Annotated in this window: 14 protein-coding genes and 2 pseudogenes; 7 read left to right on the top strand and 9 right to left on the bottom strand. The window is 40.0% G+C overall.

Annotated features, from left to right (window positions below; translation table 11 throughout):
• Window positions 1-433: 433 nt before the first annotated feature.
• A complete protein-coding gene (locus tag DXD04_RS09555) occupies window positions 434-796 on the bottom strand; it encodes an efflux RND transporter periplasmic adaptor subunit (RefSeq protein WP_229035406.1) in 363 nt (120 codons plus the stop codon).
• Window positions 797-1,029: 233 nt separating this feature from the next.
• Between DXD04_RS09555 and DXD04_RS09550 the strand changes: the two genes are divergently transcribed.
• A complete protein-coding gene (locus DXD04_RS09550; RefSeq protein WP_117672989.1) occupies window positions 1,030-2,373 on the top strand; it encodes an MATE family efflux transporter in 1,344 nt (447 codons plus the stop codon).
• Window positions 2,374-2,412: 39 nt separating this feature from the next.
• Window positions 2,413-2,988, top strand: coding sequence for a Crp/Fnr family transcriptional regulator (locus DXD04_RS09545; protein ID WP_117672908.1), 576 nt, complete (start codon window positions 2,413-2,415; stop codon window positions 2,986-2,988).
• A gap of 12 nt (window positions 2,989-3,000) precedes the next feature.
• On the opposite strand, the gene DXD04_RS09540 is transcribed toward DXD04_RS09545, so the two are convergent.
• Window positions 3,001-3,834: a YqhG/Tai3 family protein gene (locus DXD04_RS09540; RefSeq protein ID WP_117672905.1), complete on the bottom strand. Its 834-nt coding sequence runs from the start codon at window positions 3,832-3,834 to the stop codon at window positions 3,001-3,003.
• A gap of 487 nt (window positions 3,835-4,321) precedes the next feature.
• Between DXD04_RS09540 and DXD04_RS09535 the strand changes: the two genes are divergently transcribed.
• The 3 genes and pseudogenes from DXD04_RS09535 (at window position 4,322) to DXD04_RS09525 (ending at window position 6,872) form a co-directional block, all read left to right on the top strand.
• On the top strand, window positions 4,322-5,842 hold the full coding sequence (locus DXD04_RS09535) for an RNA-binding domain-containing protein (RefSeq protein WP_117747470.1): 1,521 nt from the start codon (window positions 4,322-4,324) through the stop codon (window positions 5,840-5,842).
• 4 nt (window positions 5,843-5,846) lie between these two features.
• Window positions 5,847-6,550, top strand: a pseudogene (locus tag DXD04_RS09530) (hypothetical protein).
• A 115-nt stretch (window positions 6,551-6,665) separates the two neighbouring features.
• Window positions 6,666-6,872 carry a helix-turn-helix transcriptional regulator gene (locus tag DXD04_RS09525; protein ID WP_117672901.1) on the top strand — a complete coding sequence of 69 codons (207 nt, stop codon included), beginning with the start codon at window positions 6,666-6,668 and terminating at the stop codon, window positions 6,870-6,872.
• A gap of 142 nt (window positions 6,873-7,014) precedes the next feature.
• Here the strand turns inward: DXD04_RS09525 and DXD04_RS17105 are convergent.
• Window positions 7,015-7,200: pseudogene (locus DXD04_RS17105) on the bottom strand (restriction endonuclease subunit S); the annotation flags it as partial.
• Window positions 7,201-7,389: 189 nt separating this feature from the next.
• Between DXD04_RS17105 and DXD04_RS09515 the strand changes: the two are divergent.
• Window positions 7,390-8,196: a tyrosine-type recombinase/integrase gene (locus DXD04_RS09515; RefSeq protein ID WP_117672899.1), complete on the top strand. Its 807-nt coding sequence runs from the start codon at window positions 7,390-7,392 to the stop codon at window positions 8,194-8,196.
• A 204-nt stretch (window positions 8,197-8,400) separates the two neighbouring features.
• Here DXD04_RS09515 and DXD04_RS09510 read toward each other — a convergent pair whose 3' ends face one another.
• From DXD04_RS09510 to mads1, 6 genes are all read right to left on the bottom strand, one after another.
• Window positions 8,401-9,045: a hypothetical protein gene (locus DXD04_RS09510; RefSeq protein WP_117672897.1), complete on the bottom strand. Its 645-nt coding sequence runs from the start codon at window positions 9,043-9,045 to the stop codon at window positions 8,401-8,403.
• Window positions 9,045-9,944 carry a relaxase/mobilization nuclease domain-containing protein gene (locus tag DXD04_RS09505; RefSeq protein WP_117672895.1) on the bottom strand — a complete coding sequence of 300 codons (900 nt, stop codon included), beginning with the start codon at window positions 9,942-9,944 and terminating at the stop codon, window positions 9,045-9,047. Before DXD04_RS09505 ends, DXD04_RS09510 begins: the two co-directional genes overlap by 1 nt.
• A complete protein-coding gene (locus tag DXD04_RS09500; protein ID WP_117672893.1) occupies window positions 9,928-10,296 on the bottom strand; it encodes a MobC family plasmid mobilization relaxosome protein in 369 nt (122 codons plus the stop codon). Before DXD04_RS09500 ends, DXD04_RS09505 begins: the two co-directional genes overlap by 17 nt.
• 101 nt (window positions 10,297-10,397) lie before the next feature.
• Window positions 10,398-12,203, bottom strand: coding sequence for a DUF3987 domain-containing protein (locus tag DXD04_RS09495; RefSeq protein WP_117672891.1), 1,806 nt, complete (start codon window positions 12,201-12,203; stop codon window positions 10,398-10,400).
• Complete coding sequence (locus tag DXD04_RS09490) at window positions 12,154-12,753, bottom strand: BT4734/BF3469 family protein (protein ID WP_087207462.1); 600 nt, start codon at window positions 12,751-12,753, stop codon at window positions 12,154-12,156. The genes DXD04_RS09495 and DXD04_RS09490 overlap by 50 nt, the downstream gene beginning before the upstream one ends.
• On the bottom strand, window positions 12,750-13,103 hold the full coding sequence (gene mads1, locus DXD04_RS09485; RefSeq protein WP_048927615.1) for a methylation-associated defense system helix-turn-helix domain-containing protein MAD1: 354 nt from the start codon (window positions 13,101-13,103) through the stop codon (window positions 12,750-12,752). Before mads1 ends, DXD04_RS09490 begins: the two co-directional genes overlap by 4 nt.
• A 619-nt stretch (window positions 13,104-13,722) precedes the next feature.
• Between mads1 and DXD04_RS09475 the strand changes: the two genes are divergently transcribed.
• The gene (locus tag DXD04_RS09475) at window positions 13,723-14,382 is read left to right on the top strand and encodes an RNA polymerase sigma factor sigma-70 region 4 domain-containing protein (RefSeq protein ID WP_117672889.1); all 660 of its coding nucleotides are present in this window, start codon (window positions 13,723-13,725) and stop codon (window positions 14,380-14,382) included.
• The last annotated feature ends 13 nt before the right edge of the window (window positions 14,383-14,395 follow it).

The raw sequence follows: 14,395 nt of genomic DNA, 5'->3' as shown, positions 1-14,395 counted from the left end.
ATTGAAGCGGACCACACACGCCACAGAATCTTTTTGCCGCATCTGCAACGCCATATCCTCGGGCACGTAGGCTTCTACCTTGATGCGTGAAAGGTCGATAAACGTCACCACCGGAACCGACGGTTTCACATCCTGGTAGCGCTCGATATGCGCCTGCTGCACATAACCGTCGAAAGGCGCATACAGACGGCTGTCTTCCCACGCGTTGACTGCCGCTTCATAATCCGCTTTGGTGCGTTCATAGTTTGCCTTTGCCTGCTCATAATTCATGAGGCTGTCTCAAAATAGAATTGCAAAAGTAAAAATATTACAGATTGAAACTTAGAAATAAAAAATCTCCTGTTTCAGCCTTAGTTTACTCTAATGATATGGCTAAAAGCAGGAGATTTTAATACTATAACTTATAAATTATAAGTATGTCTGTCCAATTTCTCTATTTTGAGACAGCCTCATACAAGCTGGATATACGGGCATAATCAACCTCCGCCTGACGATACAATGCCTCCGTGCGCTGCTTCTGGATAACAAAATCACGTTCATCAATGGCCGCAATCAGTTGTCCCTTCCGGAAAAACTGTCCCTGCTGCACATCAAATGCATGCACAGGCCCTCCCACCCGAAAAGATAATTCAGACAAGCGGTAAGGCTGCGAAATAAACGTATAGCACCGTGAAGAGGGAGCCTCCATGACTTCGGCATGAACCACCTTCACGCTGGGAAAAGAAGTCTGTTCCTGTGGCGTACGGCTGCATGCGCACAAGCACATCCCTGCAAGAAATAAAATCTCTGTTTTCATTCTTCTACAATATTATCATTCTACGCCACAAAGATAGCAGGCCCCATCGTCCCCTTTCACGGGAATTATTCCCAAGCCGCGCCTGAAGTGACTGAAGCGTAGAAACCGGCCACCCAAACCTTTTTCGGTGCATTTGCAGGAAGAGGCTAAAAAATGATTTATTACCATTTGTGAATTTTTTAGTATAAGAATTGGCTTACCTTCGCAGCCAAATTCAAAAACAGAGAAAAGACATGAAAGACAGTATTGACTTCGGAAGTATGGACATTCCGAAATTATTCCGGAAATTACTTATCCCTACGGTGCTGGGAATGATTTTCTCGGCCATCTTCATCATTACCGACGGCATTTTTGTGGGAAAAGGTATCGGCAGTGACGCCCTGGCTGCCGTCAACATTACGGCTCCGCTTTTTCTCATCAATACGGGAGTGGCGCTGATGTTCGGTATCGGTGCATCGGTTGTAGCCTCCATTCACCTGTCGCAAGGAAAGGTAAAGGTCGCCCGCATCAATATTACGCAAGCAGTAGTGGTTTCCTCCTTATTGCTCATCGCCTACGCCGCAGTCATCCTCTGCAACGTGGAGAAAATTGCCTTGCTGCTGGGAAGCTCTCCCCGTCTGCTGCCTCTCGCCACGGAATACATGCACTGGTTTGTCCCCTTCCTGGTCTTCAGTGCCCTGCTGAGTTCCGGCATGTTCTTCGTGCGACTGGACGGCTCGCCCAATTATGCCATGGTGTGCAACATCATACCGGCCCTGCTGAATATTGGACTGGACTATCTGTTTATTTTCGTTTTCAAATGGGGAATGTTCGGTGCGGCCTTAGCTACCAGCCTGGGATACATCGTAGGCGCCCTGATGATTCTGATTTACCTGATGCAGCCGCACCGGGTACTGCACTTGTGCAAAGTGAAATTATCATCCAAGAGTCTGCGTCTCACCCTCCGCAACACGGGCTATATGTGCAAACTGGGATTGTCCAGTTTCCTCTGTGAAGCAGCCATTGCCACTATGATGTTTACCGGCAACTACGTATTCATTCACTACCTGGGTGAAGACGGAGTAGCTGCCTACAGCATCGCCTGCTACTTCTTCCCCATCATTTTTATGGTATACAATGCCATTGCCCAGTCGGCACAGCCCATTCTCAGCTACAACTTCGGTGCCGGAAATCCGGAGCGCGTACGGGCAGCCTTTCTCCTGGCCCTGCTGACCGCCATCTCCTGCGGTGTCGTGGTATTTGCCGTTACAACCCTGTTCTCCGCTCAAATCACCTCGTGGTTTATCGACAGTTCCTATCCGGCACACGACCTGGCCGTCAAAGGACTTCCCCTGTTTGCTTCCGGCTTCGTGTGCTTCGGCATCAACATTGTATCCATCGGCTATTTCCAGAGTGTGGAACGCGACCGTCCGGCCATGGCCATCACCCTGCTGCGTGGTTTTATCCTCATCCTGTTCTGTTTCTGGCTGATGCCCATCCTGTGGGGAGTACCGGGAATCTGGCTGGCTGTCCCCGTTTCCGAACTGCTGACCTTTCTTTTTGTCATTACCATCTATTGTCGCAGAAAACGAAGCTAAAGATTTATTACCTTTGTGCCTGCATAAACGCAGAAAAGTATGAAAGCTTTTATTGAGATACTTCGTGAAAAATACGGACTGGCACAGCCGGAAGCCGAAAAGCTGCTGGAACAGATGGAACTGCTAACCTACCGGAAAGGGGAACATATCGTACGGGAGGGAGAGCGTAACTCTTCCTTCTATCTAGTAGCCGACGGCATCTGGAGAGGACATTATCTGCGCGACGGAGTGGACATTTCGCTCTGGTTTGCCTTTCAAGGTGACAGTATCTTTTCCTCCTGGGGATATGTGGCCGGACTTCCTTCTCTGGTTTCCATCGAAGCCATGAGCGACAGCCGTGTCTATCGTATTTCTAAAAGCAAGCTGGAGACTTTTTTCTCTTCTTCCGTCTTGTTCGCCAACATCGGAAGAGTCATCTTTGAACGCCAGTTTCTGGACATGGAAAACTGGATGATAAACGGAGGTGCTGCACAAGCCAAACAGCGTTACCTGACACTCCTGGAGCAAAATCCGGAATTATTGCAGCACGTACCGCTGAAGCACATCGCTTCTTATTTATTTATCACACCTCAGTCGCTCAGTCGTATACGGGCAGAACTGAGCAAGAAGAAATAACGGTATGAATACTTATCGAACTCCAGTGATGGCATTAATCCAATATCTACCGTCCCGGTATGCAACTTGAATATTTATTTGATGCGTATACTTCCCGGCCTGATAAGTAACCTGATAATTATCAGGCTCCAACGGAACAACCTTCAGACTGTAAAACCACATACTGTCGAAATCAAAATTCGTAATCAAAAGGTCATAGCCCCCGAAGCCATCCTGTAGATTTTCTAATTCTACCTTCTTGAATTGTTCTAAAGCTGTGTGAGACAGATGAGACAAGCGAAAAGACTGCAACTTGGAATTCAAATCGCTACACATGCTGCAATAGGTAGCCACGTAAAGTTTATAAAAACTTTCGACCAATGATTCTCCCGACGAACTATCTATTTTATATGAAGCTGTATTTTCAAAACCGGTCAACCACTCATTTCCATATTGACTACCATTTTCAATAGGGGTAATATATACTATCTTACATTTTTCATTCACACACCCCACTTTTAATGGAATCTCCACCAGACTAGCACTATCTTTTTCATTCCAAAGATAGCTTACCATATACCAATCGTCTGCAATTTCTCTTACATTTAATGTCTTAATTGCATCTGAATTCATATCCTGCGCCCGTATAATCGGATCTCCTCCCGTGGCATTACGCATTCTTTGGAGTTTAGCAGCCAATTCTTCAGTTAAATACTTCTTGCACAGTATTTCATTGGTTGAATCCACATTTAAAATATTCGTCATATAGCTCGTATAGAACATTTTAATTTCATCTATGCATGCACCGAAGCAAATAGTACTAAAACAAAGCAACAAAACAGATATAAATATAAACTTTCTTTTCATGGTATAATATAATTAGACTGCATCTCCAGATTGTACAGCTGGAAACATTCTTGTTCGCGGTTCCTTCAAGCTAATCTGTACAAATATAGAAAAATCCCCACAAAGTATGAAGACTACACTTTTTTATTTGTCATTTTAGCCAATATATACTAAGTATCAAAGCATAAAAAAATTCCGTATAACCCTTTCGGATTATACGGAATCTCTTCTATCTATTTGTTACAGATTATTTTACTTCCTCAAAATCAACAGTATCTCTGTATGAGCAACTTGCGTGAACGTGTTGCAAATATAGCGGAAACCCGAAAATAAGCATCCATAAGCAACCACAACTCTTTACTGCAAAAGTACAGATTTATTTGATAAATATCGTGATATAAACACATAATAATCAAATTAATGGGGCAATTTTAACATAATATCCGGTTTTATCCTTACCTTTGTATATAGAACTTGGGCTTTATCCCCAAACAACAAAAAGAAAACGATGCAAATTCATAACAATACATTGATAGCGGAATGCTCGTCTTACGATTTCAAGGAAATGCTGGAACGTAAGAAGGTAAAGTCATGGCTTAAATCTGTGTCGGCTTTTGCCAATACGGACGGTGGCAGCCTATTCTATGGAGTAAACGATGACGGAATGATTGTAGGCTTGGAGAATCCACAAGCAGATGCCGACTTTATCAGTGAAATGATAAAGGCAAGACTTGACCCGGTACCTGACGTACAACTTATCCCGATCGAACACGAAGGACGTGCCTTGCTTGAAGTAAGAGTAAAGGCAGGAACGCTGACACCATATTATTATTATCAAGACGGAACACGTACAGCTTATACAAGAGTTGGTAATGAAAGTGTGGAGTGCAATTCGCAACAACTTCTTTCATTGGTATTAAAGGGTACGCACATGACTTGGGATTCGCTGCCTACACAAGTGGATGCCAACAAACATTCTTTCGTTATCCTTGCCAACACTTTCCTCGAACAAACCCATCAGGAATGGAACGATAAGTATTTGGAGTCATTCGGACTTGTCACATCTGACGGTAAACTGACCAATGCCGGATTGCTGTTTGTGGATAATTGCACTGTATTCCAATCACGAATTTTCTGCACACGTTGGACAGGACTTTATAAAGACGATGCTATCAGTTCCGTAGAACATCGGGCAAATCTCGTATTGCTTTTGAAATATGGTATGGACTTCATCAAGAACTATACCATGAGTGGATGGGTGAAGATGCCGAACTATCGCCTGAATCTCCCCGACTATTCCGACCGTGCTATCTTTGAAGGGTTGGTAAACCATCTTATCCATAGAGATTACACAGTTATGGGTGGTGAAGTACATATTGACATCTATGATGACCGAGTAGAATTGGTATCACCAGGAGCAATGCTTGATGGCACACAAATTCAAGACCGAGACATATACAAAGTGCCGTCCATGCGCCGTAATCCAGTTATTGCGGATATGTTTACTCAATTGGACTATATGGAGAAACGCGGTTCGGGCTTAAGGAAAATGCGGGAACTTACGGAGAAACTGCCTAATTTCCTGCCGGGCAAAGAACCACAATATCAAACGGAAGCAATTTCTTTCTATACCACATTCTATAATTTGAATTGGGGAGAGAACGGAAGGATACCTATAGAAGAAGTTGCCAACAGAGTAAATAGTAGCTTCGAAAAGTACTCTATCGATGAAGAATCTTCGGTGAAAACTTTCGGTGATTTACAGAAATCTTCGGTGAAAACCTTCGGTGATTTGCAAAATTCTTCGGTGAAACAAAAACGATTGGGACGGACTGCACAAAGCATTCTTGACCTTGTAATATCAGATGGCTCTATATCTCAAGATAAGATGGCGGAAAAAATAGGAGTCAGTAAACGAGCCATTGAAATGCAGATTGCAAATCTAAAAGCCAAAGGATTGCTTGTCAGAGAGGGAGCAGATCATGGTGGCTATTGGCGTATTGTAATTAATCCTAAAGCAGAAGAATAGACCTATGGGAATATATCTTATACCACTCTGTGTTATAGTTGCCATTTTGGTAATCGCTTTTTTGTTTGCTTCTTTACAGCAATAAAACATAAAACTCGATATATAGTGCTTTATGCAATAGCCATCATCATGCTATTTGCCGTTATTCCTATCAATGAATATTTGACTAAGTTTACGCAAATTTCAAGTGAAGAATACCTGCTTATTTTAATATTCGATATTGCGGTGGGATATTTTTGTATGTACATTGCAGGTTTGCTGAAATTCAATCTTCTTAAACAAAAAAATCAAGCATTAGAAAATGCCTTGACAGAAAAGCAACAAAAAAATGTAAATGCTCTATTAAAACATCAAAATGAAAAGCAAAAATCACTTCTCAAAGGAGAACTTGAATGGTTAACAGAAAAAATCAAAGTATTTACTGAGGAAGAGCAGAAAGCTATTCTTGCCTGTGCCTGCGCATTTGCAGAACATGACTTGATAATCGCTCCATCAATATCTATTCAGCAAAAAGATACATGTAGTCAGCAAGACCTTATGTATTTTGTTTGTTCTGCTTTTTTCAACATGGGTAAGAAGCGTAATGATATTGTAAGTTTCTTGTATAAAGTTTTTCCTATATATTTTCCTGCAGGAGGAAGTGTGTTGGCTAAAAAAATGCCAGGACAGGAAAGGGTAAAAGAGAGAAGGGAGAAAGAAAATAATTAAAAAAACAATGTCATATTTTAATTGTACAACTTCCTATAATATAATTTTATTGGAAGTTACTTATACTATCAGGCAATTTATATAAATTTGCCTTTGGATTAAAACATTTTACTTCATGGCTAATTTAAACAGACTAAAAGTTGTGCTTGTCGAACAACAGAAGACAGGAAAATGGCTTGCAGAACAAATTGGAAAATCTAATTGTACTGTAAGTAAATGGTGTAGTAACTCAGTTCAACCAGACCTTAAAACACTTAATGATATAGCCAAAGTTCTTAATATTGATGTAAAGGATTTGATTGTCAGCAGTGTAAAACCATAAATGAGTTATTGTTATGGAAGTAAACAAGAAAGAGCTCAAAGAACAAGAGATACGCACTCTGTTCATTACTCCTGCACTCCAACAAAAAGGATGGGCAGTAAGTGTAAATATGCGTGAAGAGTACTATTTTACGGATGGTCGAGTACTTGTTATCGTCACCTTTATAGATAATAGAATCAGACAATGCTGACTTTTTTAGCTTACCTTCTTTTATGAGGCGTTCTTTCTCTTTGCGAATCTCGGCAAGCAACTTTTCGGCAGTTCCTTCATCTGCTATTTGAGGGACTAACTTGCCTTGTATTGCTTCTTGCAGAATTGATTTTTGTAAATTCCGTGCCAAAGAAAGGTCAAGTTCTGCTCTGTCTGATAAAAGCTTATTTAATTTTTGTGATAGTGTGTGCATCGCTTTATATTGTTATGCGATGACGAGCAACTTCTCATAATAGGAATTCAACGCATTTGATTATCATCGTAATTTATTTGGTGATAACATATTGTTTCACTAATAAAAATAGAAATGGATATTAAAAGCTTTGAAGAGTATTTGCGTCAAAGTAATATGGCAGAAAACACTATTTCGGCATACTTGTATGCCATCAAGGAGTTCTATTCTCGACACAAGGATTTGAATAAAAAGAATCTCCTGATCTATAAGACTTACCTTATTGAGAAGTTTAAACCAAAAACAGTCAATCTCCGCATTCAGGCTATGAACAAGTATCTTGATTGTATGGGGAAATCTCGTTTAAGATTAAAATCCGTCAAGGTTCAACAGCGTAGTTATTTAGAAAATGTAATCAGCAATGCCGACTATGTTTTCCTAAAGAACAAACTGAAAAAGGAAGAAAATCAAGAATGGTATTTCGTTGTTCGCTTTCTCGCTGCCACAGGTGCACGAGTTAGCGAACTTATTCAGCTGAAGGTGGAACACGTACAAATAGGATATTTTGACATTTACACCAAAGGTGGTAAAATTCGCCGCATCTATATTCCGAAGACTTTACGTAAGGAAGCCACAGAATGGTTTGGTAAAACTAAGCGTACAAGCGGTTATCTTTTCCTCAATCGCTTTGGCGAGCGCATCACCACCAGAGGAATTGCGCAACAATTAAAAAATTATACTATTAAATACGGATTGAATGAGAAAGTGGTTTATCCTCATTCGTTCCGCCATCGCTTTGCCAAGAATTTTTTAGAGAAGTTCAATGACATTTCTTTGCTTGCCGACCTGATGGGGCATGAAAGTATAGAAACTACTCGTATTTATTTGCGACGTAGCAGTGCCGAACAGCAGGAGATTGTCGATAAGGTCATTACATGGTAACACTAGTTCTTATTACTCATAAGGTTACTTGCGTAGTCATACAAAACGTATATTTTTAGATAAGAGCCAAATGCCTCCAAAATTATGAAGGCATTTGGTAGTCTATTTTTCATTTTCTGTAACATATAATACTTTGCGACCTATCAGAAGTTTAAAGGATATTAAAGCAAACACTAGAGTAAGAAATATTTAATCATATCCTAATCATTTCCTTTTATCGTTGTCCATTTTTTCAATAAAAGATTGACTTTGTTCCTTCACCGCCCGATACATGGAATAATGCGCAAAAGATTCTTCCTTATATTTCAGACTACTAACTGAAGCAACAACAGCCCACGTCAAAATAATTACTACAATAGCCACAACATATCGAAGTTTAATATGATGCCCACGTATAAACATCCCATTGATATTGGGTGGAATAACGGTTATTGGATGTTTCAGCTCATTGATTTTTGAAAGTATTTCATCCTGCTGTTTTAATATATTTTCTGTATTAATCTCAATATTAAGGCGATTGAGATTGTAATCACAAACGTGGCTATATATGTATTCAAGAAACTTAGATTTTTGCTTAAACAGTTCGACCAGTTTTGGAAACCATTGTGAAAATGGTAATGTATCAGGTTGTTGTTTCCAAACATGTTTCTTCACTACTGACAGTGCATCATTCCAGCAAGTACAGAAGCTTTTGGCAACTCCATTATAAATGGTCTTTTCATCCAAATCCACCTTTATATGTTGCTCCGGTTGGTTTGGAGTTACATTCTGCCTATTAACGCATTCCTTCAATTCATTGATACTTTGACGCAAATTTGCGAGATTTGCAGCTACTACATCTTCTTTCATTATCTTCTACGTTTTGAGGTTTTATAAAAAGGTTCGTTTCTTTGGTTATCCTTGCTTTTATCATCCCGCCATCCCTGTTCGTTATTAGTTCCTCCGCCAGCACTAGGAACAATTGCTTGATGAGGTTGCACTATAAGTTCTGTTGCCACATTACCCAATGTTGCGCAAAGACGGTTAAAACTTAGATCTGAATCAAGTTTAGAACCGGCAATGCTAAATTCATCCATACAAAAGGATATACCACGAATATTATCAGAGTTTTCTGCATGATTAAAACGTACATCTATTCCCTTCTCTTTGAGCATATGGAAGAAGTCATGCCATGAGCGAGATGCCGCCAACGCATCAAGAGTTGAGGAACGAAGATTATACTTACGTAATTGATGAGGACGTAAACGGCTTTTATTTCTGGCTTTGCTGTTTTTAGGAGCAAAGTAAAGTTTATACTCTTTGGTTAAAGCACGACAGACTTTTGCATTTCGTATCCTTTCGTTGCTGTCAGAAATGAGATTACCGTCATTGTCTATCCGGTTGAATACGATATGGCAATGTGGATGTTCCGTATCATGATGCCTGGTTATGATATATTGGGTATTGCGAATCCCCATTTGCTCCATCCATTTCTTGGCAATCTCCACCATAAGTGTATTTCCTTTTTCGTCATTGGGAAAACGGACGGTATCTTGCGGAGAGAAAGCAAGAGATACGTGTTTCACCGGACTTTTTACTTTCGGACGCATAGAGGTTTGTATCTGAAAAGAATCTGCTATGGTTTTGTTGTTGATAGCACAAACACCTTCATGTGCCAAAAGTGTAGCACTCTTTTTCTTGTTCTTTTGGTCATTGGCATAATTTACTATTCCTCTAAAATCGGCTCTTGTTTTAATCTTCGCTATCATGATTGTTATTTTTTACTTGGGTGATAATTCTGCTGACTTCTGATATAATAGAAAAGCATTGTTGTTTCACTGCTTCCAAACCATAGATGTGCATCTGATGGGCGATCTGCTTGACATTATTGGCTATACCGGAAAGGTCACGGATTGCCGACATCATTTCCGGACTGATGCGCTGACCGACTTCACAGCCCATTGCAGCCTGGTGGCAAAATTCATTGACAGACAATCCTGCCTGTTGGGCTTTGGATTGTATATAGATATAGTCGTTCTCGGTAAACATTACCCGGAAACATTTCGTACGTTTCTGGTAACTCGCCAACTTTGGGCGACCACCAAGTTTCTTTTCCTTCATACTTATATAAACTTTGATGTGCATAAATTGATTTTTTGAGAGTGGCAGTTCTATCCGCTTGCCACATAGGTTTTAGTGACACTAAAACACAAACTTGCCACTCAAAAAATCTTCCTATATTTACCTTGTTCTATTCGGCTTAGTTTTCCATCTTTGATAAAGGCTTCTATCCATTTGTTTGCCGTACTTCCATTTTCACCTAAAGCTAAAACAGTTGCGTCATAATCTTTTTTGGTGAATGTTCCTGGCAACATATTATAAAGGGTATTCCTTCGTGCGTAAATGCCCGTTTCTTGTGAAAGGGATTGTAAACGTTTGGGCTGATTTCCTGACAAGTTTCGATAGATGAACACTGCATGGCAAAGCAAGGTTTCACAGATACTCATGGCTATGGAATAGTCATACTTATGGCAAATCAATTGTATAGTCTTGTTAGAGGAAGATGATTCGTGAGTCATATTCTCCAAATGTCGGACAGCAGTCAACACCATCATTATACGATAGGCAATCAGCCCCATCCGTCGGACTACACCCTGCATCTTGTTATCTACTTCGTCACAACATTCCTCATTCACCCGACTGAGATATTCTATAAAGTGTTCCTGCAAATCAGAGGGAAGAGAAAAGGAATAATTGCCTTGTCTGACAAATTCTTCATGCAGATGGCAGAATTTATCCCCCATCAGTTTGAACATGGCATTCTTGGATTGGGAAATATCATTTGTGGCAAACACGTTTCTTATACCTCTATTGAAACGAATGATATAAAAACAGAAACGGCTCATCAGACCGTTTTCCGCATCAGGTATCAATTTCCTTACCTGTTCGGGAGTTCCAGCCAAAGCGACTGACACTCTTGGATTGCTGACTTCGCAATATTCCCTGTCCTTGCGGCGGTTTAAACTGACTAACTCATGATGAAATGCCTTTCGTAATACATCTGAATAATTACCATAGTCCGACTTCAAAGTCTGGCTTAATGTGTCACCTTCCGATTCAAATAGCAGTCCGATTCCGTCATTATCTCCCAATATCTTCAGGAAAGAACTTGCGCTACTGTTGGCAGGAATGACAAGCATTCGCATAGGCGGTTCAGTTGGCATGGTCATTCCACCATCTTTCTTGCCTTTGATGTAAGCGTTCATTGCTTCCTTGTACTCCAGCTCCAATCGTTTTGAAAGTTCATGCAAATTGCGATTGATAGGTGCTACAAGTTCCCGGCATAAAGTCAATGCACCTTTCCCCATACCGGCATCTGCTACTACAAACAGATAAAGGTTCGGATAAACGATGCGTTCATCGTACACTCCACAAATATTGTGAAAGCAGACAGACAAACACACAATCGCCCCAATCAATATTGTATCACGGTCATCCAGCGATATAGAATTGTTGACAACCTCATTTAGAAAAGGGGGAAGATGCTCAAATACACACTCAGGAAATGCCGGAAGTTCTTCCTCTGACTTTATCCATTTACCCGTTTTTCCATTTTGGATATTTGGCAAAATGGATAAATGTTCTTTGTTGAATGGAGCCAGCGAAATTCCGGCTTGGTTTGCAAGATGGAAAAAAGAACGAATGGTAATACCTTGTCCTTTGGATTGCAGACAATGTGTATATTGTTTGTCGGTTTCTTCCCTTTGATAGTTAGGGTAAAACCTGCTAATGCGGTGATAATACTCTCGTCCATTTTCTCCCAATCCGTCCACAAGCGCAAAGCCCAATTCTACCCAATCTTTATAATTGGGTGTTATATCAATGGCACGCTGCTCTATTTCCCGGACAATATTTTCCACATCTTCCTCCACCTTATTATATAGTGGAGTAATACTTGGCATATCTGTTTGCTGTATTTCAGAAGGGACATTCTCCCAATCTTGGGCGAAAAATATTTTCTTTGACATCATCTTTGTATTTAGGGTTAATATATGCTTGTGGATCATGTGGCAAAAAACATGAACGAGCAACGTCACTTCCGGACATATCTACCAATGGCAAGCCTGTTGCTTTGATACAGTTGGTAACAGCCTTAAAGTACCGGGAATGTTCCCAGCCTTTCAAGTCAACGGGTATTATCCATTTTAATCCATTACCGGATGGACTGACAAATAACAGTTCCGTATCAAAATACTCATGGTTGAGTAACTTTTGCTTTAGTTCCATAATATTTTCCACATGATCAAAATCCAGACACATCAATCCGGAGTGCATTATCAGTTCCCTCTCATTCCGTTTACGGAATAGTCCAGAAAAAGTACAATAGTCAAAATGGGTGGCTTTGTACCTTTTGGCTTCAGGAGAAGTAGCCATCAGACGCAAGGCTTCGGTTTGTGGTTGTGCATAATGCCCAGTGATATAGCGGTACACATCCACAATACCTACAGCTCTTATCGGTTCGATGTTCTGGATGGGCTTGCGAAAGAATGAAAAACAATAATCAGCCGTTCCCATCATCTGATAATCTTTTTGGATTCAACAAATCGTCTGGCTTCCTCCATCAGTTCATCCTGTGTCTTATGCGATTTGTTCTTCAACCAGTCATCAATTTCTGATTGTAGAAAAGCCAGAGCCTTATTTATTTTATGTACGGGGATTTGTTTGGCTGAAACCCATCCATAAACCGTTTGCTTGGCAGGATGCGATGGTAGGTAAGCACAGAGCTCATCTATATCCATCCACTTGGGTGAATTACTTGCCTGCTTATTCTGCAGGGCATTTACTTTAGATTGTAGAGCCTCTACGGACTCAATCAGGTAGGACAATGCATTTGGCATCTCCTCCAACGAATTTACTTTATAAGCCATATCTTTCGTATTTTAGAGTTAATGCCGCAAAAATATATGTATGTTTATGGGTGCTAAATAGGTGCTTGAAAGCCACCAATTACCCACTCATTCACCACCGATAGATTTAATTTTCATTAACATAAAAGGATAATAAAAGAGGGAGCAAACTCTTTTTATAGTAAAATGCTCTCTATTGAGAGTGTCTATGATGCAAAATACCCCTCAAAAAGCAGGGGTTTAATGAGGGGTAAATTATGATGTGTTTATGATTCTTTGTTATAAGTCATTGATGCTCAAAGGTGGAAGTTTCCACCATGACCTACAAAGTCAAATTTTCGATGTGTAATGTATTAGCTGCTTTTTCTTTCTGTTCGTTCACGATGGGCATATAAATCTGGGGGCTAATGTTTGTATGCCACATTAAAGATTTAGCTATCCGGTAAAATTTTTTATAGTGAATCAAGTAAGTGGAAAAACCAAGTAATTTTCTTTCTACTCAATTATAGGCTATATTGTATATAAATTATTATTATAGATTCATTTATCTATATTTTATTATTATAGATTATTTTACCTATAATCATTGGCGAAATAAAAGAAAATTCATACATTTGCCATCGAATCAATGAACCATAATATGTTTGCAACAATTTCAGCAGATATAGTAGCATCCACTTCCTTGTCTGTGAATGAAACTATAGGATTAAAGCAAAGGATAGAATCATTATTTGGCTTGCTAAAAGTGAGTTATCCTGATTTTGAAGGTCGCCAAATCAAAGGGGATTATATAGAGTGCGTAATGCAAAGTGTATCAAACGTATTCCGGATAGCCTTTATAATCAAATCCTGCATCAAATCTTTTTCCACAGCTAAAAATGAAAAGACGAAAAATTTCCATACATACGGAATAAGGATGGCTATTGGTATCGGAGATATGAGAATAGTGGATACCGAACAAGGCATTTGGGATGGTGAGGCCATATATCTGTCAGGACGTGCACTTGAGGAAATGAGTTCCTTAAATAAGGGAACCATGTCTGTACAAACAAGTAACAAGCAATTATCTGCCCCATTACAAACTATAGCCCTATTGGCCGATGCCATATTAAATGATATGACTGTGCGCCAAAGTGAAGTCGTTTACTATAAATTGCTTGGTTTCAAAGAGGCAGACATTGCTAAGAAATTGGGTATATCCCAAGCCAGTGTAAATAATGCTTCTACAGCCACAAAATGGTATTGTATAGAAGAAGCCATAAAATATTTTGAACAGGTAAATTTTGAGGAATATGAATAGTTGGTTATTCTTA

The organism is Phocaeicola plebeius (assembly GCF_003437535.1).
Taxonomy (GTDB): domain Bacteria; phylum Bacteroidota; class Bacteroidia; order Bacteroidales; family Bacteroidaceae; genus Phocaeicola; species Phocaeicola plebeius_A.
Note: the sequence above shows the minus strand (reverse complement) of the source record. Positions and strands in the feature narration are given on the sequence as shown.